Source organism: Saccharopolyspora flava (assembly GCF_900116135.1).
Lineage (GTDB): Bacteria > Actinomycetota > Actinomycetes > Mycobacteriales > Pseudonocardiaceae > Saccharopolyspora > Saccharopolyspora flava.
In genome coordinates this window covers 291,349-308,707 of sequence record NZ_FOZX01000005.1, presented here as the reverse complement: position 1 = coordinate 308,707, position 17,359 = coordinate 291,349, and the positions used below count along the sequence as shown (strand labels likewise).

Sequence of the window (17,359 nt, the reverse complement as noted above, 5' to 3'; positions counted from 1 at the left end):
GGGGGGGCGGCCGGTCACGCCTCCACCCGCCCGGCCACCCCCAAACCCCGCACGAGCTCCGCCACCTGCTCACCCGAGAGCTCCACCGTCACCGCCCGGCCACTGACCAGCGTGAACGTCAACGCACCCGCATCAACCTCCACCGAACCCGCCACCGGCTCCCGCACCAACGACTCCGCCGAGCTCTCCCGCTCACCCTCGAACAACGGCAAATTCGCCGCCATCTCCACCACGCACCACGCCGCCGTCCACAACGACTCCCGGTCCCGGAAATCCGCGCGAGAACACGTCAACTCCCGCCCCAGACCCGACGAACCCACCCGCGCCTTCACCCGCCCCACCCCGGCGACCGACTCCCAGATCACCAGCACCGTCACGTTGTTGGCCAACCGCCTGCGATAGGTCTCCCGCCCCGGCGACCGAGCCAACTCCCAGCCCTGCACCACCTCAGGCCACCCGTCATCCACCACAACCCACTCCTCTCGAACCGGCGCACACGCCGATCCGACGCACCCCACCCCGAAGTCGTTCCCCACCCGAACAACCCGCTCACACAGGCGATCCCGCACCCCAGTAGAACGGCCACACCGTCTCCCGCACCCGCACCGACCAGCCCACACCGGCCAACCGCGCCTCCAACTCCGCAGGCCGATACCCCACCTTCACCACACGATGCGCGGCCTCACCCGCCCGCCGCCGCACCACCACCGACTCCGCCCCCTCCACCAACTCCTCCGCAGGCCGCAACGCATCATCGACGAACAACACCCGCCCACCCGGCACCAAGCACTCCGCCACCCCCGACCAGAACGCCGCGAACCGCTCCGGCGGCACATGCGACAACCAGAACCCGAAGAACACCACGTCAAACCGCCCAGTCGGACGCCACCCGAACACATCCGCCTGAACGAACCGCACCCCATCACCCACCCGCGCAGCGGCCCGCTCCAGCATCTCCGCCGAGGCATCCACCGCCGTCACCTCATCGGCGTGCCGCGCCAGCAGGGGAGTCCACACCCCAGGCCCGCACGCCAACTCCAACACCCGCCCCGACGGCCCGAACGCCTCCACCACCTCACCGAGCTCCGACACCCCCGGCAACGCCCCGTAATCCCCGTACTCACCCGCGACCGCCCGGTAATACGCGGCCTGCTCACCCAACACACCCTCCAACTCATCCATCCCCGGATCGTAGGCAGCCCAACCCCGCCACCCACCCGACTTCACCCGAACCGCCCACGACCAAGCGCGCCACCGCGCTGAGCCACGCCCCACCGTGGTAGGACGGACACACCGTCCGAGATCACCAGGGAGCGCACATGGCCACCATCACCATCATCGGCGGCACCGGATTCACCGGCAGCAACATCGCCCGCCACGCCGTCCACCGCGGCCACCAGGTCCGCTCCCTGAGCCGCTCGCAGCCGAGCGAGCCCATCGACGGCGTCGACTACCAGACCGGATCCGTCGAAGACCGCGCACCCGAACTCCTGCGCGGCGCCGACGTCCTGGTCACCGCCCTGGCACCCCGAGGCGACATGGCCGGCCACCTCGTGCGCATCTACGGACACCTCGCCGAACGCGCCCGCACCACCGGCGCCCGCCTCATCGTCGTCGGCGGCTACAGCTCACTGCGCCCCGACGTCGACCAGCCCCGCTTCGTCGAAGACCCCGACCTCCCGGCCGCCTTCGCCGGCGAAGCCCGCGAGATGGAACAGGTCCGCCAACTCCTGGTCACCACACCCACCGACCTCGACTGGCTGTTCATCAGCCCCGCGGCCGGATACGGCGGCTGGGCCGACGGCGCCCACACCGCCCGCAACACCTACCGCCTCGGCGGGGAAGTGGCCCTCACCGACGAGCAGGGCGAATCCCGCATCTCCGGACCCGACTTCGCCCTGGCCATCCTCGACGAGATCGACACCCCCGTGCACCACCGAGCCCACCTCTCGGTCGCCTACTGACCAGCGGCGCGGTGGCGCACCAACCCGACCGCCCACGCCACCCACCCCACCGCGGCACCCCACACCGCGTTGGTCACCAGCACCGCCACCACACCGACCCCGCCCGGGCTCGCCAACGGCCCCATCAGCTCACCCCGCAGAACGGGGGAGAGCACCCCGCTGAGCACGATCGCCAGCACCCCGTAGACCAGACCGGCGAAGGTCAGCGTGAGCACCCGCCGCCGCTCATCCCGCCACACCACCACGCCCAGCCACAGCAGCGAGATCAGCGCGGTCACCACCACCGGCGCCCACGGCCTGCCGAGCACGTCCATCCCACCGGTCATGCTCAGCACCGGGCGCACCAGGGCGACCACCCCGAGCACCACGATCAACGGCCACGACAACCCGGCCCAACGCCAACTCATACCGCCAAACTAGGCCCACCCCGCCCGTCGGCGACTCGGGCAGAGCCCCGAACCCACCCGGAATCACCCGCTCAGGGCCCACCCGCCTCGGCAGCGGGAAGACCTCGCCACAGAAAATGAAACATGTTCTACTTGGGTGCATGGTGAACACCCCGGACGACGAATGCGACGTGCTCGTCATCGGCTCCGGCGGCGGCGCACTCACCGGCGCCTACACCGCCGCCCGCGAAGGCCTCTCCGTCATCGTGGCCGAAGCCTCCAGCCACTTCGGCGGCACCACCGCCTACTCCGGCGGCGGCATGTGGTTCCCCTGCAACGCCGCCCTCCAACGCGAAGGCCACCACGACACCCTCGACGACGCCCGCACCTACTTCCACGCCGTCGTCGGCGACCGCACACCCACCGCACTCCAAAACGCCTTCCTCGAAGGCGGCGCACCCCTCATCGACTACCTCGAAGCCGACACCGACTTCAAGTTCATGGCCTTCCCCTGGCCGGACTACTTCGGCTCCGCACCCCGAGCCCACGCCACCGGCCGCCACATCATGGCCAAACCCCTCAAAGCCGAAAAACTCGGAGCACTCCGCGAAACCCTCCGCCCACCCCTGGGCACCGAACGCGCCGACGAACCCTTACCCGACGGTCTCTTCGGCGGCCAAGCACTCCTCGGGCGCCTGCTCATCGCCCTGTCCCGACAACCCCGCGCCGACCTGCGCCGCAACGCCGTCTGCGACGAACTCATCCGCACCGACGGCACCATCACCGACGGCACCATCACCGGCGCCGTCATCACCCAGAACGGCACACCACACCGCATCCACGCCCACCGAGGCGTCCTCATCGCCGCAGGCGGATTCGAACACAACCAGCAGATGCGCCACGCCCACGGCGTTCCCGGCTCCACCCGCGACGCCATGGGCCCACCCAGCAACCAGGGCCTGGCCACCCTCGCCGCCATCACCGCCGGAGCCGACACCGACCTCATGAACGAAGCCTGGTGGTCACCCGGCATCACCCACCCCGACGGAACCTCCACCTTCTCCCTCTGGTTCACCGGCGGCATCTTCGTCGACGACCACGGCGAGCGCTTCGTCAACGAATCCGCCGCCTACGACCGCATCGGCCGCCGCATCCTCGCCCGCCTCGCCGACGAGGCGATGACCCTGCCGTACTGGATGATCTACGACGACAGGGCAGGGGAGAGGCCACCCGTGCAATCCACCAGCGTCCCCATGGGCGAGACCCGGGACTACGTCAAAGCCGGCCTCTGGCACACCGCCGACACCCTCGACGAACTCGCCACCCAGATCGGCGTCCCCGCAGGCAACCTGGCCCGCACCGTCGCCCGCTTCAACACCTTCGCCGAATCCGGCACCGACGAGGACTTCCGGCGCGGCGACGAACCCTTCGACCGCGCCTTCACCGGCGGGGCCTCACCCCTGGTCCCCATCACCCAGGGCCCCTTCCACGCCGCCGCCTTCGGCGTCTCCGACCTCGGTACCAAAGGCGGCCTGCGCACCGACGAACGCGCCCGCGTCCTCAACACCGAAGGCGAGGTCATCCCCGGCCTCTACGCCGCGGGCAACTCCATGGCCGCCGTCTCCGGCACCACCTACCCGGGAGGCGGCAACCCCATCGGCGCCTGCATGGTCTTCAGCCACCTCGCCGCCCTCCACATGGCCAAGCACAGGGGAGGGGAGTGACCGCTCATCGACGAAAATGATCACTGTAGGTGACAGGCCGAGCTGATACACGCCTTCCGTTCACCGACCCGAGCTACTTGTGCAGCGAGATGCCACCCAGGTGGCCCACCAGTGAACACGTCTCGTAGCTAGTCTCGTTTCCACGACGAACAAGTCGACACCTGGAAACGAGAGGTTGCCATGTTCAAGCTCAGGGCCGAGGCCGTCTACAAGGGCGTCACGCACAAGGGGTTCTGGCACTTCGCAAACGGCCGTATGGAGACCGCCTGCGGCAAGAAGCTTCCCGAGGGGACTTACAAGGACACCAACCGCTGGGTCTTCCGTGGGCCCGACTGCGGGGACTGCCAGAAGGGCTGACAGGTAAGCGGTCTGGTTGGCGCGCCGTTCACCCCACGGGCACGGCACACCAACCGTCGGGGAAGGCCGCCGAACACTTTACTTAACATAATGTGCATTATCGGCTTTACGGAGTGCTGGGCCGATGGAGCCGAGAGGGGCTGCTAGGCGCCGTTTCTCGGGGTTGGCGACCGACGCCTCAGGGGTCGCAGTCGTGCCGCCGTGGGCTCGTGAGCACTGCGCGCTTGGCGGGCTGGGTGATGACGCGGTGATGCGTCCCAACGGTTGATGGGTATGCGGGCTTCGACGCCTACGCGTCTCCGTTCTGCCGCGCGCGTGGGTGTTCGGGTTCCGGGTATGCGGGCTTCGGCGGCGGGACGGGCCTGGGCGGGCGTTGGTCCCCTTGCTCAAGCGACCCCTTATCAACCACTATTTGCGTCACTGTGACGTAATGGGGTTGGTCTGGCTGGACCTCGAAACAGTGCGCCGCACAGGGCATTCGCACGTTGATGATCACCGGAGAAGACGTCCCGACATCCTGCAGCGGGACGAGGTGCTCGGGAGCCGGTCGGATGGGCGCTGTGGAGATTCGCCGGGGGTCGACGGCGTGGCGTGAAGGGTTCAAGAGGCGGCCCGTGGTCTGCTGGGAGAAGCCTCGATCCCCCGAGGGTGCGGCCCGCTCGCCCGCCGATCCATCACCGTGATTGATGGATAACGTAGATTATCCACGATTTACAAGATCAACTTATGAATGCCGGTGCAGCGCAACGCATTCCGCTCGCCCCACCGCTCCACCCCGCCTCCGCGGAGACTCCTTCGGCGGCTGCCTCCCCTCGCCCGCGGCGGCGATCCTGCTACCGCTCCCCTCCGCCCGACGCCCGACCCCCTACCCCGGTCGTACGCCCGTTCGATCCCCGAGTGCGGGCCTAAAGACACTCCCCTTCTCCGGCGCATCCGTGGATGCTGGGGGGTATCACTCCTTCTTCGGAGGAGGTCGTCATGAACGGCCAGGAAGCTCTGCGGGAACTGATCGAGCGCCTGGAGGCGCGGGCGCGCCAATCGCTGTGCACCAACGACGAGCAGAACCGCCGTTTCATCCGCACTGGGCTGCACGTGGCCGCCGATGAGGCGCGGATGCTCATGCGGGAGCTCGACGAGGAGAACCTGCACCCCCAGTGGAACCGGATGCCGCTGCGGTAGTCAGGGGCGCCAGCGGTGGGCGTAGCCGGGCCGGTCGGTGTAGGGCAGGCCGAGCAGGGCCAGGGTGGGGCATCCGCGTTCGTCCTCGGGCGGGTAGCTGGTGCCGAGGACGTCGCAGGGTCCTTGGCCGGTGCCGCAGTGGTGGTGCTGGGTGAGCAGGCGGGTTTTGAGCTCGCATTCGCGGAAGCCGCGCAGGGGTCCGATGAGGCAGCGGTGGGTGGCGTTGCCGGTTTCCTCGTCCTGGCGGGCTTGGCTGTGGAGTTCGAGGTCGGCGTCGATCTGCCGGCGCAGGAAGTGGATGAAGCGGCTCATGGGTCTCCCCCGGGTCGTCCCTCGGTGATCTCGGTCCATGGCGGGGACGCGCGGGGCGCCGGGTGATGACGTGTTGCCGGGCGATTGTCGGTTGGTGACTTCTTTGCGAACTCATGGCGGCTTGTCGCCAGGAATTCCCGAATCCGTGGTCGGCTGCGTAGCGTGTCGAATCCCCAGGGCTCGGGCCCTGTTTCGTGTTCGCTGACCGGTTTTCAGGGAGTGGAAATGGTGCAACGGCAAGTGCGAGTGGCTCGGCGCGTGGTGCTGGCCGGTGGTCTGGCGGTCTCGGCGGTGGGGTTCGCCGGGTTGCCGGCGGGCGCTGCGGTGGGCCGTCGGGCGGCGGCTCCGTCGATCTCGTCGACGTCGGATTGGGGTGCGCGGGACGCCTCGGGTGAGATCGAGGTGCTGGACTCCAAGCCCACGAAGATCATCGTGCATCACACGGCGACGCCCAACAGCGATGACACGTCGCAGTCGCACGCCTTCGAGTTATCGAGGCAGATCCAGGACTACCACATGGACACCAACGGCTGGTCGGACACGGGCCAGAACTTCACCAACTCGCGCGGTGGTCATCTGATGGAGGGCCGGCACAAGAGCCTGGCGGCGTTGCAGGGCGGGACGCAGCACGTCAAGGGCGCGCACGCCGGTGAGCAGAACTCGGTGTCGTTGGGGATCGAGAACGAGGGGACCTACACCGAGGCGTCGGTGCCGGGTTCGTTGTGGGAGTCGTTGGTGTCGTTGTGCTCGTACATGGTGTCGCAGTACGGGATCGAGCCGGGGGCGATCTACGGGCATCGGGATTTCATGTCGACGGCGTGCCCGGGTGATGTGCTCTACGCGCGGTTGCCGGAGTTGCGGGAGTCGGTGGGTGCGGCGACGGGTCTGGCGGTGGTGCAGCCGGTGACGTGGCCGTTGGTGCGGCCGGGTGCGCAGGGGCCGGTCGTGTCGGCGTTGCAGCTGCTGTTGGGTGCGCGGGGTGCGTCGGTGCCGGTGGACGGGGTGTTCGGGGTTTCGACGCAGCGGGCGGCCTCGGGTGTGGTGGCGGAGCGGGCGGCCGGGGTGCCGTCGTGCTTCGGGTCGCGGGTGGTCGAGCCGGGGTTGTTCGGTGGTGTGGCGTGGGAGTCGGTGACGCCGGTGTTGGGTGCGGGTGCGCGCGGTGAGGCGGTGCGTGCGGCGCAGGTGTTGTTGACGTGGCGGGGTCGGTCGGTGCCGGTGGATGGGGTGTTCGGGGATCGGATGGTGGCGGTGGTGCGGGAGGTGCAGGCGTCGTGGGGTCTTGCGGCCACGGGTGTGGTGGATCGGGTGGTGTGGCAGCGGTTGCTGGGGTGAGTTCTCCCCTGCCGCACGGGCCCCTGGGCTTGTTGCCCAGGGGCCCGTGCGGTCATGCGCGGGTGATGCGGAGGGTGCGGATTTCGAAGGGGCGCAGTTGCAGGGGTGTGTCGGGTGGTTGGGGGTCGTGGGTGGGGCGTTCGAGCAGGTCGGTTCGGGTGATGGTGGTGGCGGGGAAGCTGGTGGTGAGGTGGGCGCGGGCTTGGGCGCCGCGCGCTTCGTAGAGGCGGACGATGAGGTCGCCGCTGCGGTCGTCGGCGAGTTTGAGGGCTTCGACGATGACGGCTGGGTTGTCGAGGGTGATCAGGGGTGTGACGGGGTTGGTGCCGTGGTGGGTGCGGGTGGGCAGGTTGATGCGGTAGCCCTGGCGGGCGGCTTCGGTGATGTCGGCGCCGATGCAGAGGGCGTAGCGGAGGGTGTGGTGTCCGTGGTCGGTGTCGGGGTCGGGGAATCGGGGTGCGCGCAGGAGGGTGAGGCGGATGGTTGTGGTGGTGCCGTCGTCGTCGCGGGTGTGGCGGGTGACGTCGTGGCCGTAGGTGGCGTCGTTGACCAGCGCGTGGCCGTAGTCGGGTTCGCTGACGTGGATGTAGCGGTGGGCGCAGATTTCGAAGCGGGCGTTGTCCCAGGAGGTGTTGGTGTGAGTGGGGCGTTTGACGTGGCCGAATTGGGTTTCGGAGGCGGAGTGGTCGGCGTGGATGTCGAGGGGGAAGGCGGCTTTGAGGAGTTTTTCGGATTCGTGCCAGTCGATGTCGGTGGTGATGTCGACGCGCTTCTCCCCTGCTGGGACGGAGAGGGTTTGGGTGATGGTGGAGTGTCCGTGGGTGCGTTGGATGACGACGGTGTTGTCGATGATGTCGAGTGAATCGAGGTCGGTGAGGTCGGTGACGGTGTGGCGGTAGAAGCCGTCGATGTCCCAGGCGTCCCAGTGGTTGGGGTGGTCGGGGTGGATTTGGAGGAGGTTGGCGGGGGCGGCGAGGGCTTCGCGGTCGGTGGTGTGGTCGTGGACGGCGTTGATGAGGCCGTGGGTGTCGAGGGTGGCGCGGATGAGGCCGTTGTCGAGGGTGATGGTGCCGTCGGGGTGGCGTTGGGGTGTGGTGGGTTCGGGGATGTGGGTGGTGGTGGCGCCGAGGGCGGGGATGTCGTGGTGGGTGTGGGGTGTGGCGTTGAAGGTGATGGGTTGGTCGCCGTCGCCGGTGAGGGTTTTCTGGGCGTGGGTGATGAGGGTGTTGAGGCGTTGTGCGAGGTGGGTGTAGGTGGTTTCGGCTTCGCGGTGGACCCAGGCGATGGAGGATCCGGGGAGGATGTCGTGGAATTGGTGGAGGAGGACTTGTTTCCAGATGTCGTCGAGTTCGTCGTAGGGGTAGGGCTCGCCGGTGGTGAGGGTGGCGGTGGTGGCCCAGAGTTCGGCTTCGCGCAGGAGGTGTTCGCTGCGTCGGTTGCCTTGTTTGGTGCGGGCTTGGGAGGTGTAGGTGCCGCGGTGGCCTTCGAGGTAGAGCTCGCCTGAGTAGACGGCGGGGTGGGTGTGGTCGTGTTGGGCGGTGGTGAAGAACTGGGTTGGGGTGTGGAGGTGGACTTGGGGTGAGCCTTCGAGGTCGTGGGTGCGGTGGGCGCGTTCGAGCATGTCGCGGGTGGGTCCTCCCCCGCCGTCGCCGTGGCCGAAGGGCAGGAGTGAGTGGTGTGCGTAGCCGTGTTCGGCGAAGTTGTTCTGGGCGCGGGCGAGTTCGGTGCCGGTGATTTCGGCGTTGTAGGTGTCGGCGGGTGGGAAGTGGGTGAAGATGCGGGTGCCGTCGATGCCTTCCCAGTGGAAGGTGTGGTGGGGGAAGCGGTTGGTTTGGTTCCAGGAGAGTTTTTGGGTGAGGAACCAGTGGTTGCCGGCTTGTTTGATGAGTTGTGGGAGTGCGGCGCTGTAGCCGAAGGAGTCGGGGAGCCAGACTTCGCGGGTTTCGATGTTGTATTCGTCGAGGTAGAAGCGTTTGCCGTGGATGAGTTGGCGGGCTAGGGCTTCTCCTCCGGGCATGTTGGTGTCGGATTCGACCCACATGCCGCCGACGGGGACGATGCCGCCGTGGGTGATGTGGTGGCGGACGCGGTCGTGGAGTTGGGGGTGGTGGGTTTTGATCCAGGCGAGTTGTTGGGCCTGGGACATGGCGAAGTGGAAGTGGTGGGTGTCGAGGAGGGTGGTGACGTTGGCGAGGGTGCGGGCGACTTTGCGGATGGTTTCGCGGATGGGCCACAGCCAGGCGGAGTCGATGTGGGCGTGGCCGACGGCGGAGATCTGGTGGGCGCTGGGGTGTGCGGGTGAGGCGAGTGCGGGGGCGAGTTGGGCTCGGGCGGTGGTGGCGGTGGCGGGGATGTCGTGCAGGTCGAGGGTGTCGAGCATGCGTTCGAGGGCGCGGAGGATCTGGTGGCGTCGGGGTGAGTTCTCGGGCAGCTGGCGCATGAGCTGGTCGAGGACTTCGGCGTCGTGGAACAGGGCTGCTGTTTCGGTGTGGCGGAGGGCGATTTCGGCTTGGCGGAGTTGGTAGAGGGGTGGTCCGTCGGGTGTGGGGTGGTTGCCGAGGTGGGTGGGTTGGAAGCCGCGGGGGCCGAGGATGTCGGGGTTGGCGGCGGCTTCGACGTAGATGGTGTGGGTGCCGGGGGTGGCGGGCAGGGGCAGGTAGGTGTTGAGGGGGTTGATGGCTTTGAGGGGTGTGCCGTCGGGGGTGTAGCAGAGGCCTTCGCATTGGAAGCCGGGTCGTTCGTCGAGGGAGCCGAGGTTGATGAGTGCTTCGACGGTGTGGCCGGCCCAGTGTTCGGGGATGGTGGCGGTGAGTTGGAACCAGGCGGTGCCCCAGGCGGGTCCCCAGGGTTGGCCGAGGTGGGTGGGTTGGTAGGTGGCGTGGAGGGCTTCGGTGATGGGGACGGGTTCGCCGGGGGTGTGCCAGATGGCGATGTCCATGGGCCGGTGGTCGGTGTGCTGGGCGGGTTTGATGCGTTGGTGCAGGACGCGGTCGAGTCGTTGTTCGACGATGTGGCGGTCGTCGTGCATGTGCGGCTCCTGGGGTTGGTGCGTGGTGCTGGGTGGTGATCATGCTGGCACAGGTGGGGGGTGTGCTGGGGGTGTGTGAGTTGCCGGTGGTGGGGGTTGGCCGCATGCTCGCGATGTTGGTTCGTCGTCGTGTTGTGGGAGGCGTTGGGTCATGGGCACTTGCGAGGTGTGCGGGAACGAGTACTGGATGAGTTTTGAGGTGCGCACGGTTGGGGGTGGGGTGCACACGTTCGATTCGTTCGAGTGCGCGGCGCATCGGTTGGCGCCGCGGTGCGAGCACTGTGGGTGCCGGATTTTGGGGCATGGTGTGGAGGCCAGCGGGCGGTTCTTCTGCTGTGCGCATTGTGCGCGTCAGTCGGATGTGTCGGTGGCCGGTGAGTTGCGGGATGCGGTGGGGGCGCATCCGGGCTGATCGCTACGGGGCGTGGTGTGGGGGGTCGTTCGGTGGTGTGTGACCGCCCGCTCATTGTTGTGACCGTTCTGTTATGTCACGGTTGAAACACGCGGACGACCTGCGACGACATCCCGGTTGACGGGTACGAACTCGGCCGGAGAAGTGGGTGTCCGCGTATCCGGGTGTTGACAACGAGCGGGAAACCGTCAACTCCACATGAAGTCCCTACAGAGCAGTATGGAGGACGCCCCTATGACAAGTATGGTTCGCTGGCTGGGCGGCATCACGCGGGAACTCGAGCGTGCCCGCGCGCAGATGCGGCACCCCCGCTCGCAGGCCTACACGCGCTTTCCGCGTGACTGAGGTCTGAGCACAACCGAAAACGTGACTTCGAGGTCTGCCGCGTTCCCGTGCCCCGGGAGCGCGGCAGATTTCGTTGCGCGGGGTGGGTGGGAGGATGGGCGGGTGTCTGGGGTGGTGATGTCGCGGGACGCGGTGGTGTCGCGGTTGCGGGCGGCGGGGTGCGTGTTCGCCGAGGACGAGGCCGAGTTGCTGGTCGGTGAGGCCGGTGGTGATGGTGCGCGGTTGCAGCGGTGGGTGGCGGCGCGGGTGTCGGGGTTGCCGTTGGAGCAGGTGCTGGGGTGGGCGTGGTTCCGGGGTTTGCGGATCGTGGTGGCGCCGGGGGTGTTCGTGCCGCGGCGGCGCAGCGAGCACCTGGTCGAACTCGCTGTCGAGCAGGTGGTTTCGGGTTCGGTGGTCGTGGACGTGTGCTGCGGGTCGGGTGCGGTGGCCGCGGCCGTGCAGGCGGAGTGCCCGGGGACGGTGGTGTGGGCGTGCGATGTCGATGAGCGCGCGACGGCGTGCGCGCGGGTGAACGTCGCGGAGGGTGAGGTGCTGACGGGGGATCTGCTGTCGCCTCTCCCCCGCGATCTGGCCGGGCGGGTGCGGGTGATGACGGCCAACGCCCCTTACGTGCCCAGTGACGCGGTGGCGCTGATGCCGCCGGAGGCTCGCGATCACGAACCCCGCGCGGCGTTGGACGGTGGTGCCGATGGCCTGGCAGTCCAGGCGCGGGTGATCGCCGAGGCCCCGCGCTGGCTGGCCCCCGGCGGGGTGCTGCTGGTGGAGACCTCCCTGCAGCAGGCGGAGGGCACGGCGGGTCTCATGCGCGCGGCGGGTTTGAGCGTCCAGCTCTCCCGGAACGAGGACCTCGACGCGACGGTGGCCTGCGGCCGGCGGGTCTAGGTGGCGGTTCGCCACCGCTGGCGCAGGTCTGCTTCGAAGGATCGCAGGTGGGTGCTGATCTCGGTGGCGAGTGCGGGTCGTTGTGCGGGGTGGTCTTCGTAGCGGGTGCGCAGTGCGCGCATCGAGGGCATGGGTGCGTGGTCGGGTTCGTAGTGGCCTGCGGCGCAGACGAAGGTGAGCGCTTCGTAGGCGGTGATGGCGTGCTGGGCGAGTGCTCCCGCGGCGTTGAGGAGGGCCAGCGGGAAGTGGGTGTCCGGGCCGGTGCGGCCGAGGACGACGGTGGCCGGGACTCGCAGCAGCACTGGTGTGGCGATCTGGTCGTCGCGTGCGGCGTGGCGTTGTGGCTGGGCGGCCACCTCGTGCAGGGGTTGGTGCAACTGCCGCATGATTTCCAGGGCGTGGCGGGGCCAGGTGCCGCTGCCCCGCTGTTGTCCGGGCCGGTCGGCGGCCAGGACCCGCTGGTAGGCCTGCACGAGGCTGGTGGCGCCGACGTCGCCGTAGCCGAGCAGTGCGCATCCGTGCAGGAACCGCGCCGCGGTGCGCAGCCACTCCCGTTCGGGGTGAGCTGCGGCGTGGCGTTGTTGTTCTCGCCGCAGCTCGTCGATGCGCCTCCGCAGTCCTGGCGGTCTCATCGGTCTCAGGATAGGAGCGATGGGGGCCGGGAGGGTCTTGGCCGCGCCGATGAAGGGGTGCGGCCAAGACGGCCGGTGTCAGAGGTGGTGCTGGAGGTCTTTTTTGATGTCGTCGGGGGTGACCGGGGGTTCGTAGCGGGTGAGGACCGTGCCTTGGTCGTCGAGGAGGAACTTGGTGAAGTTCCAGACGATGTCGCCGGGTTCGGTGGCCGGGGTGATGGTGTTGAGCTTGTCGTAGAACTCGCCGTGGTGCGGGCCCCAGTCGCCGGGGGCTTCGGCGCGCAGGTGCGCGTACAGGGGTGCCGCGTCGGGGCCGTTGACGTCGATCTTGCCGAGGACGGGGAAGGTGACGTCGTAGGTGAGGCGGCAGAACTCCTGGATCTCGTCGTCGGTTCCGGGTTCCTGGCCGAGGAATTGGTTGCAGGGGAATCCGACGATGCGCAGGCCTTTGTCGGCGTAGTCGCGGTGGAGGGCTTCCAGGCCCTCGTACTGCGGGGTGAGGCCGCATTTGCTGGCGACGTTGACGATGAGGGTCAGTGTTCCGGCGTAGTCGCGCAGCGGGACGCTGGTGCCCTCGGCGGTGGTGACGGGGATGTCGTAGGCGCTGGTCACGGTGCTCTCCCGGGGTGGGTCAGAGGGCTTTGCGGTGCTTGGCGGCGAGGTTGAGGTATTGCTCGACGGAGAGCTTGAGGGCGGCTTGTTCGTCGTCGGTGAGTTCGCGGCGGACCTTGCCGGGGGTGCCGGCGACCAGGGAGCCGGGCGGGATCTGGGTGCCTTCCAGGACGACGGCGCCGGCGGCGACGAGGGATCCGGCGCCGATGCGGGCGCCGTTGAGCACGACCGAGCCCATGCCGATGAGGCTGCCGGTTTCGACGGTGCAGCCGTGCAGGACGGCGCGGTGGCCGACGGTGACCTCGGGGTGGATGTCGGCGGGGAATCCGGGGTCGGCGTGGATGACGGTGCCGTCCTGGATGTTGGTGGCCTCGCCGATGGTGATGGTTTCCTGGTCGGCGCGCAGCACCGCGCCGTACCAGATGCTGGCGCGGGCGGCGATGGTGAGCTGTCCGATGAGGCTGGTGCCGGGGGCGATGAAGGCCTCGGGGTCGATGTGGGGTGTGGCGCCGTCGACGGTGAGGGTCAGCGGGTCGTTCACGGGGTTTCCTTCCTGGTGGTGTCCTGGTGGGTGCGTTGCTGGGCGAGCCAGGTCAGGGCGACGTCGGTGTGTCCGTCGAGGGTGTTCTCGATGCCGTCGAGGAAGCTGCGGTCGCCGTGGGTGGCCAGGGCGTGCAGGACGGCGTCGGGGTCGCCGCTGTCGATGATCTCGAGCAGGTGGGTGTGGCGGGCGACGTCGCCGTCGAGGTTCTCGTGGTCCTCGCGGGCGCGGCGGTTGAGGGCCATCGAGAGCATGAGTTGCAGGTGCAGGGAGCGGTAGGCCTCTTCGAGGCGGGCGTGGCCGGACAGGCCGACGATCGAGACGTGGAATTCGAAGGAGCGCTCGAGGTAGGCGGGGCGGTCGCCGGCCGCGGCGGCGGTGCTCATGGCGTGCAGGGCCTGGTGGCAGCGGGCGCGTCGGGCGGGGTCGGTGACCGGGACGCCGAGGCGGATGGCCAGGCGTTCGAATTCGGCGCGCAGGGTGCAGATCTCGTAGACGTCGTGCAGCGTCAGCGGGGTGACGATGACGCCTTTGCGGGGGACTTGGCGGACGAGGCCTTCGCGTTCGAGGACGCGCAGGGCTTCGCGCAGGGGTGGCCGGGAGATGCCGAGTTCGCCGGTGAGGCGGTTTTCCACGATGCGTTGACCGCAGAGCAGGTCGCCGCCGACGATCATGCGCCGCAGGGTGGCCGCGGCGAGTTCGACGAGGCTGGGTGGCCCGGTGATGTGCGGGGCGCTGCTGCTGGTGGTGTCCACGGTGACGTCGTCTCCTTCGCGCGGGGCGCGATGTTGGTGGGCGCGATCCTATTGCCTCGGGTGGAGCAACCTGCGTGGCCGAGCTTGTCAGCCATGATCTGACTGCTGTAGACAAAAGTCAGGTGATGCCGATCACGGTCATCGCCGGTCGCCCGAAACGGCGGATCACCGACGACGGTGGGAGGCGTGGCAGGTGCCAACCCGTTCCGAGACCACCCGATCCGAGACCACCCGATCCGAGACCGCGCCGCTGACCGGGGTGCGCGTGGTGGAGATCGGCGCGTTCATGGCCGCCCCCTACGCGGCGATGCAGCTGGCCGACCTCGGTGCCGAGGTCATCAAGGTCGAAAACCCCACCGGGGGCGACCCGGTGCGCCAGACCGGCCCGTTCCTCGACGGCCACTCCTCCCCCTTCGTGCGGCTCAACCGCAACAAGCGCTCCGTGGCCCTGGACCTCAAGACCGCCGACGGCAAGCGGGTTCTGGAATCGCTGCTGGACTCGGCGGACGTGCTCATCGAGAACCTGCGGCCGGGGGCGTTGCGCGCGTTGGGGTTCGGGCCCGAGCAGCTCACCGAACGCTTCCCCCGGCTGGTGTACGTGGCGGTGTCGGGGTGGGGCCAGGACGGTCCGCTGGCCGCCCAGCCGGGGCTGGACATCATGGCCCAGGCCCGCGCCGGGCTGATGAGCATCACCGGCGAACCCGGGGGCGCCCCGGTGAAGGTCGGGGTGCCGGTGTGTGACCTGGTGTGCGGGCTCTACGCGGCGATGAGCGCGATGGCCGGGCTGCGGGCGCGGGAATCCACCGGCCGGGGCCAGTGCGCGGACGTGTCGTTGTTCGAGGCCGGTGCGTCGTTGGCGGTGTGGGAGGCCGGGACGTTCTTCGCCACCGGCGAGTCCGGTGCCAAGCACGGCTCGGCGCATCAGAACAGCGCCCCGTACCAGGCGATTCGCACCCGCAACGGGTGGGTGACGGTCGGGGCGACCACGGCCAAGACGTGGCCGGCGTTCTGCCGGGCGCTGGGGCTGGAGTCGTTGCTCGACGATGAGCGCTACGGCTCGTCCTACGACCGCTACCACCACCGGGCCGAGCTCATCGCCGCCATCGAGGAGACCACCAGCGGGTGGGAGACCGATCGGATCGTGGAGGTGCTGGTCGAGGCGGGGGTGCCGTGCGCGCCGATCGCCGAGACCGCGCAGGTGTTCACCGATGCGCACCTGACCGAGCGGGGGTTCTTCTGGGACGCGCCGCATTCGGAGTTGGGGGCGGTGCGTCAGATCGGGTCGCCGATGCGGCTGTCGCAGACCCCGGCTCGCCGGGACGCGGCGGGCCCGGTGCTCGGTGAGCACACCGGGCAGGTGCTGGCCGAGCTCGGCTGGGACCGGGAGCAGGTCGCCGCGTGGGTGGCGGCGGGAGTGTGCCGGTGAGGTGAGTTCTCGCGACGCGAGCTCGAGGAGGAGCGATGCGTGCGGTGGCGGTGATCGCGGTGGTGGTGCTGCTGGTGTCGGGGTGTTCGGCCGGGTCGGCCTCCCAGGACGCGGCCGGGGCGGATCGGCCGGTGGGCCCGGTGACGATGGTGGTGCCGTTCGCCGCCGGTGGCGGCAGCGACATCGCCGGGCGGGCGGTGGCCGACGGGCTGGTGGCGACGAGCCCGGGGTTGTCGATCAGCGTCGACAACCGCGAAGGCGGGCAGGGCGCGGTCGGCTACTCCTACCTCGTGGGCAAGGCCGGGTCGCCGAACTACCTGCTGGCCACCGAGACGTCACTGCTGTCGCTGCCGGCGTCGGTGCGGGTGGCGTTCTCGCACCGCTCGTTCACGCCGATCATGAAGGTCGGTGAGGACTTCACGCTGCTGGTGGCCCGCCCCGACTCGCCGCTGTCGAGCTGCGCCGAGGCCGTGTCCCAGGCACACCGGCGGCGGGTGCTGGCGGCGATCTCCGGGGCGATGGGCCCGGACGCGGTGGTGTTCTCCCAGATCCGCGCGGCCACCGGCGCCGACATCGACACCGTGCCCTACGAGGGCGGTGGCGAGTCGATGGCCGCGGTGCTGGGCGGGCAGGTCGAACTCGCCTCCCTCAACCCCAGCGAGGTCATCGGCCAGCTGCGGGCCGGGCGGCTCAAGGCGCTGTGCGTGTTCGCCGACCAGCGCTACCCCTACCCCGAGCTCGCCGGGATTCCGACGTCGGTGGAGCAGGGCGTGCCGGTGGTCTTCGCGCAGTTCCGGGGGATCATCGCGCCCGGCCGGTTGCACCCGGCGGCGCGGGAGTTCTGGCTCGCCGCGGCGCGCCGCTTCGCCGGATCGCAGGCCTACCGCGACTACGTGGCCTCGGAGTTCCTGCAGGCCCGCCCGGCCTTCGGTGCCGATTTCGGCGCCTACCTCGCCCGCGCGCAGCGGGAGATCTCGGAGGTGGTGGGGCGATGAACGCGCAGCGCTGGTTGTGGACGCTGCTGGTGGTGCTGGGTGCGGCCGCGGCGGTGTCGGCACCGGTCTACGGGGTGTTCGGTGAGCAGGGCCGCATCGGGCCGGGGTTCATGCCGCTGGCCGCGGGGTTGGTGCTGGCGGTGCTCTCGGCCGCGCAGCTGCTGGGCCGCCCGGTCGCCGAGGCCGCGCCGCAGGCGGAGGACGTGGATGAGGCGGGGCGGACTCCGGCGAGGCGGGCGTGGATCCTGCGGCGCGTGCTGGTGCTGCTGGTCGCCGCCCTGGCCTTGGTGCCGGTGATCGGGCTGGTGCCGGCGCTGACCGGGTTGGTGTGGGTGATCTCGGCCTGGCTGGAGGGCCGGAATCCGTGGTCGTCGCTGGTGTTCGCGGTGGCCGCGGGTGCGGCGGTGTGGGTGATCTTCCGGGTGCTGCTGGCGGTGCCGCTGCCGACGGGGCTTTTCGGCTAGTGGGAAGGAGGTG

The 17,359-nt window shown here is 69.3% G+C and carries 19 protein-coding genes; 10 read left to right on the top strand and 9 right to left on the bottom strand.

Features of this window, described 5'->3' with window-relative positions; all coding sequences use genetic code 11:
* Positions 1-14 precede the first annotated feature (14 nt).
* Together BM424_RS29750 and BM424_RS17160 are read right to left on the bottom strand one after the other, a co-directional pair.
* Positions 15-470, bottom strand: coding sequence for a hypothetical protein (locus BM424_RS29750; RefSeq protein ID WP_093418963.1), 456 nt, complete (start codon positions 468-470; stop codon positions 15-17).
* Between the two features lie 79 nt (positions 471-549).
* A complete protein-coding gene (locus BM424_RS17160; protein WP_093418960.1) occupies positions 550-1,182 on the bottom strand; it encodes a class I SAM-dependent methyltransferase in 633 nt (210 codons plus the stop codon).
* A gap of 137 nt (positions 1,183-1,319) precedes the next feature.
* On the opposite strand from BM424_RS17160, the gene BM424_RS17155 reads away from it, so the two are divergent.
* A complete protein-coding gene (locus tag BM424_RS17155; protein WP_093418958.1) occupies positions 1,320-1,964 on the top strand; it encodes an NAD(P)-dependent oxidoreductase in 645 nt (214 codons plus the stop codon).
* Here the strand turns inward: BM424_RS17155 and BM424_RS17150 are convergent.
* Positions 1,958-2,371, bottom strand: a complete 414-nt coding sequence (locus BM424_RS17150; RefSeq protein WP_093418955.1) for a hypothetical protein — start codon at positions 2,369-2,371, stop codon at positions 1,958-1,960. The two genes, BM424_RS17155 and BM424_RS17150, sit on opposite strands and share 7 nt — an antisense overlap.
* 140 nt (positions 2,372-2,511) lie before the next feature.
* On the opposite strand from BM424_RS17150, the gene BM424_RS17145 reads away from it, so the two are divergent.
* From BM424_RS17145 to BM424_RS17140, 3 genes are all read left to right on the top strand, one after another.
* On the top strand, positions 2,512-4,074 hold the full coding sequence (locus BM424_RS17145) for an FAD-binding protein (RefSeq protein WP_093418952.1): 1,563 nt from the start codon (positions 2,512-2,514) through the stop codon (positions 4,072-4,074).
* Between the two features lie 180 nt (positions 4,075-4,254).
* Positions 4,255-4,431 (top strand): hypothetical protein, encoded by a 177-nt coding sequence (locus BM424_RS28885; RefSeq protein WP_175548134.1) that lies wholly within the window; start codon positions 4,255-4,257, stop codon positions 4,429-4,431.
* Between the two features lie 978 nt (positions 4,432-5,409).
* A complete protein-coding gene (locus BM424_RS17140; RefSeq protein ID WP_093418950.1) occupies positions 5,410-5,610 on the top strand; it encodes a hypothetical protein in 201 nt (66 codons plus the stop codon).
* Here BM424_RS17140 and BM424_RS17135 read toward each other — a convergent pair whose 3' ends face one another.
* Positions 5,611-5,922, bottom strand: a complete 312-nt coding sequence (locus BM424_RS17135; RefSeq protein WP_093418947.1) for a DUF6221 family protein — start codon at positions 5,920-5,922, stop codon at positions 5,611-5,613. It lies immediately after the preceding gene.
* 225 nt (positions 5,923-6,147) lie between these two features.
* Between BM424_RS17135 and BM424_RS17130 the strand changes: the two genes are divergently transcribed.
* The gene (locus BM424_RS17130; protein ID WP_093418944.1) at positions 6,148-7,254 is read left to right on the top strand and encodes a peptidoglycan recognition protein family protein; all 1,107 of its coding nucleotides are present in this window, start codon (positions 6,148-6,150) and stop codon (positions 7,252-7,254) included.
* A gap of 52 nt (positions 7,255-7,306) precedes the next feature.
* Here BM424_RS17130 and BM424_RS17125 read toward each other — a convergent pair whose 3' ends face one another.
* Positions 7,307-10,282 carry an alpha-mannosidase gene (locus BM424_RS17125; RefSeq protein WP_093418942.1) on the bottom strand — a complete coding sequence of 992 codons (2,976 nt, stop codon included), beginning with the start codon at positions 10,280-10,282 and terminating at the stop codon, positions 7,307-7,309.
* A 151-nt stretch (positions 10,283-10,433) separates the two neighbouring features.
* On the opposite strand from BM424_RS17125, the gene BM424_RS29495 reads away from it, so the two are divergent.
* Positions 10,434-10,694, top strand: a complete 261-nt coding sequence (locus BM424_RS29495) for a Prokaryotic metallothionein (RefSeq protein ID WP_093418939.1) — start codon at positions 10,434-10,436, stop codon at positions 10,692-10,694.
* 447 nt (positions 10,695-11,141) lie between these two features.
* Positions 11,142-11,921, top strand: coding sequence for a putative protein N(5)-glutamine methyltransferase (locus BM424_RS17115; RefSeq protein ID WP_342742625.1), 780 nt, complete (start codon positions 11,142-11,144; stop codon positions 11,919-11,921).
* Here BM424_RS17115 and BM424_RS17110 read toward each other — a convergent pair.
* The 4 genes from BM424_RS17110 to BM424_RS17095 form a co-directional block, all read right to left on the bottom strand.
* Positions 11,918-12,553, bottom strand: coding sequence for a hypothetical protein (locus BM424_RS17110; protein WP_093418937.1), 636 nt, complete (start codon positions 12,551-12,553; stop codon positions 11,918-11,920). The two genes, BM424_RS17115 and BM424_RS17110, sit on opposite strands and share 4 nt — an antisense overlap.
* A 78-nt stretch (positions 12,554-12,631) precedes the next feature.
* Positions 12,632-13,165, bottom strand: coding sequence for a glutathione peroxidase (locus BM424_RS17105; RefSeq protein ID WP_093418934.1), 534 nt, complete (start codon positions 13,163-13,165; stop codon positions 12,632-12,634).
* Positions 13,166-13,184: 19 nt separating this feature from the next.
* Positions 13,185-13,706: a gamma carbonic anhydrase family protein gene (locus tag BM424_RS17100; RefSeq protein ID WP_093418931.1), complete on the bottom strand. Its 522-nt coding sequence runs from the start codon at positions 13,704-13,706 to the stop codon at positions 13,185-13,187.
* Positions 13,703-14,461, bottom strand: coding sequence for a GntR family transcriptional regulator (locus tag BM424_RS17095; protein ID WP_281248780.1), 759 nt, complete (start codon positions 14,459-14,461; stop codon positions 13,703-13,705). Before BM424_RS17095 ends, BM424_RS17100 begins: the two co-directional genes overlap by 4 nt.
* 193 nt (positions 14,462-14,654) lie before the next feature.
* Here BM424_RS17095 and BM424_RS17090 point away from each other — a divergent pair, with 193 nt between their 5' ends.
* The 3 genes from BM424_RS17090 to BM424_RS17080 are packed head-to-tail and all read left to right on the top strand — an operon-like array spanning position 14,655 to position 17,346.
* On the top strand, positions 14,655-15,887 hold the full coding sequence (locus BM424_RS17090; RefSeq protein ID WP_245775908.1) for a CaiB/BaiF CoA transferase family protein: 1,233 nt from the start codon (positions 14,655-14,657) through the stop codon (positions 15,885-15,887).
* A 35-nt stretch (positions 15,888-15,922) separates the two neighbouring features.
* Positions 15,923-16,882, top strand: coding sequence for a tripartite tricarboxylate transporter substrate binding protein (locus tag BM424_RS17085; protein WP_093418928.1), 960 nt, complete (start codon positions 15,923-15,925; stop codon positions 16,880-16,882).
* On the top strand, positions 16,879-17,346 hold the full coding sequence (locus tag BM424_RS17080; RefSeq protein WP_093418926.1) for a tripartite tricarboxylate transporter TctB family protein: 468 nt from the start codon (positions 16,879-16,881) through the stop codon (positions 17,344-17,346). The genes BM424_RS17085 and BM424_RS17080 overlap by 4 nt, the downstream gene beginning before the upstream one ends.
* Positions 17,347-17,359: the final 13 nt, after the last annotated feature.

Excerpts from the sequence above, each read along its gene's own strand:
- BM424_RS17135 (WP_093418947.1), bottom strand. The coding sequence starts at position 5,922 with ATGAGCCGCTTCATCCACTTCCTGCGCCGGCAGATCGACGCCGACCTC.
- BM424_RS17130 (WP_093418944.1), top strand. The coding sequence starts at position 6,148 with ATGGTGCAACGGCAAGTGCGAGTGGCTCGGCGCGTGGTGCTGGCCGGT.
- BM424_RS17110 (WP_093418937.1), bottom strand. The coding sequence starts at position 12,553 with ATGAGACCGCCAGGACTGCGGAGGCGCATCGACGAGCTGCGGCGAGAA.
- BM424_RS17080 (WP_093418926.1), top strand. The coding sequence starts at position 16,879 with ATGAACGCGCAGCGCTGGTTGTGGACGCTGCTGGTGGTGCTGGGTGCG.
- BM424_RS29495 (WP_093418939.1), top strand. The coding sequence starts at position 10,434 with ATGGGCACTTGCGAGGTGTGCGGGAACGAGTACTGGATGAGTTTTGAG.
- BM424_RS17150 (WP_093418955.1), bottom strand. The coding sequence starts at position 2,371 with ATGAGTTGGCGTTGGGCCGGGTTGTCGTGGCCGTTGATCGTGGTGCTC.
- BM424_RS17140 (WP_093418950.1), top strand. The coding sequence starts at position 5,410 with ATGAACGGCCAGGAAGCTCTGCGGGAACTGATCGAGCGCCTGGAGGCG.
- BM424_RS17085 (WP_093418928.1), top strand. The coding sequence starts at position 15,923 with ATGCGTGCGGTGGCGGTGATCGCGGTGGTGGTGCTGCTGGTGTCGGGG.
- BM424_RS17125 (WP_093418942.1), bottom strand. The coding sequence starts at position 10,282 with ATGCACGACGACCGCCACATCGTCGAACAACGACTCGACCGCGTCCTG.
- BM424_RS28885 (WP_175548134.1), top strand. The coding sequence starts at position 4,255 with ATGTTCAAGCTCAGGGCCGAGGCCGTCTACAAGGGCGTCACGCACAAG.
- BM424_RS17160 (WP_093418960.1), bottom strand. The coding sequence starts at position 1,182 with ATGGATGAGTTGGAGGGTGTGTTGGGTGAGCAGGCCGCGTATTACCGG.
- BM424_RS17155 (WP_093418958.1), top strand. The coding sequence starts at position 1,320 with ATGGCCACCATCACCATCATCGGCGGCACCGGATTCACCGGCAGCAAC.
- BM424_RS17145 (WP_093418952.1), top strand. The coding sequence starts at position 2,512 with ATGGTGAACACCCCGGACGACGAATGCGACGTGCTCGTCATCGGCTCC.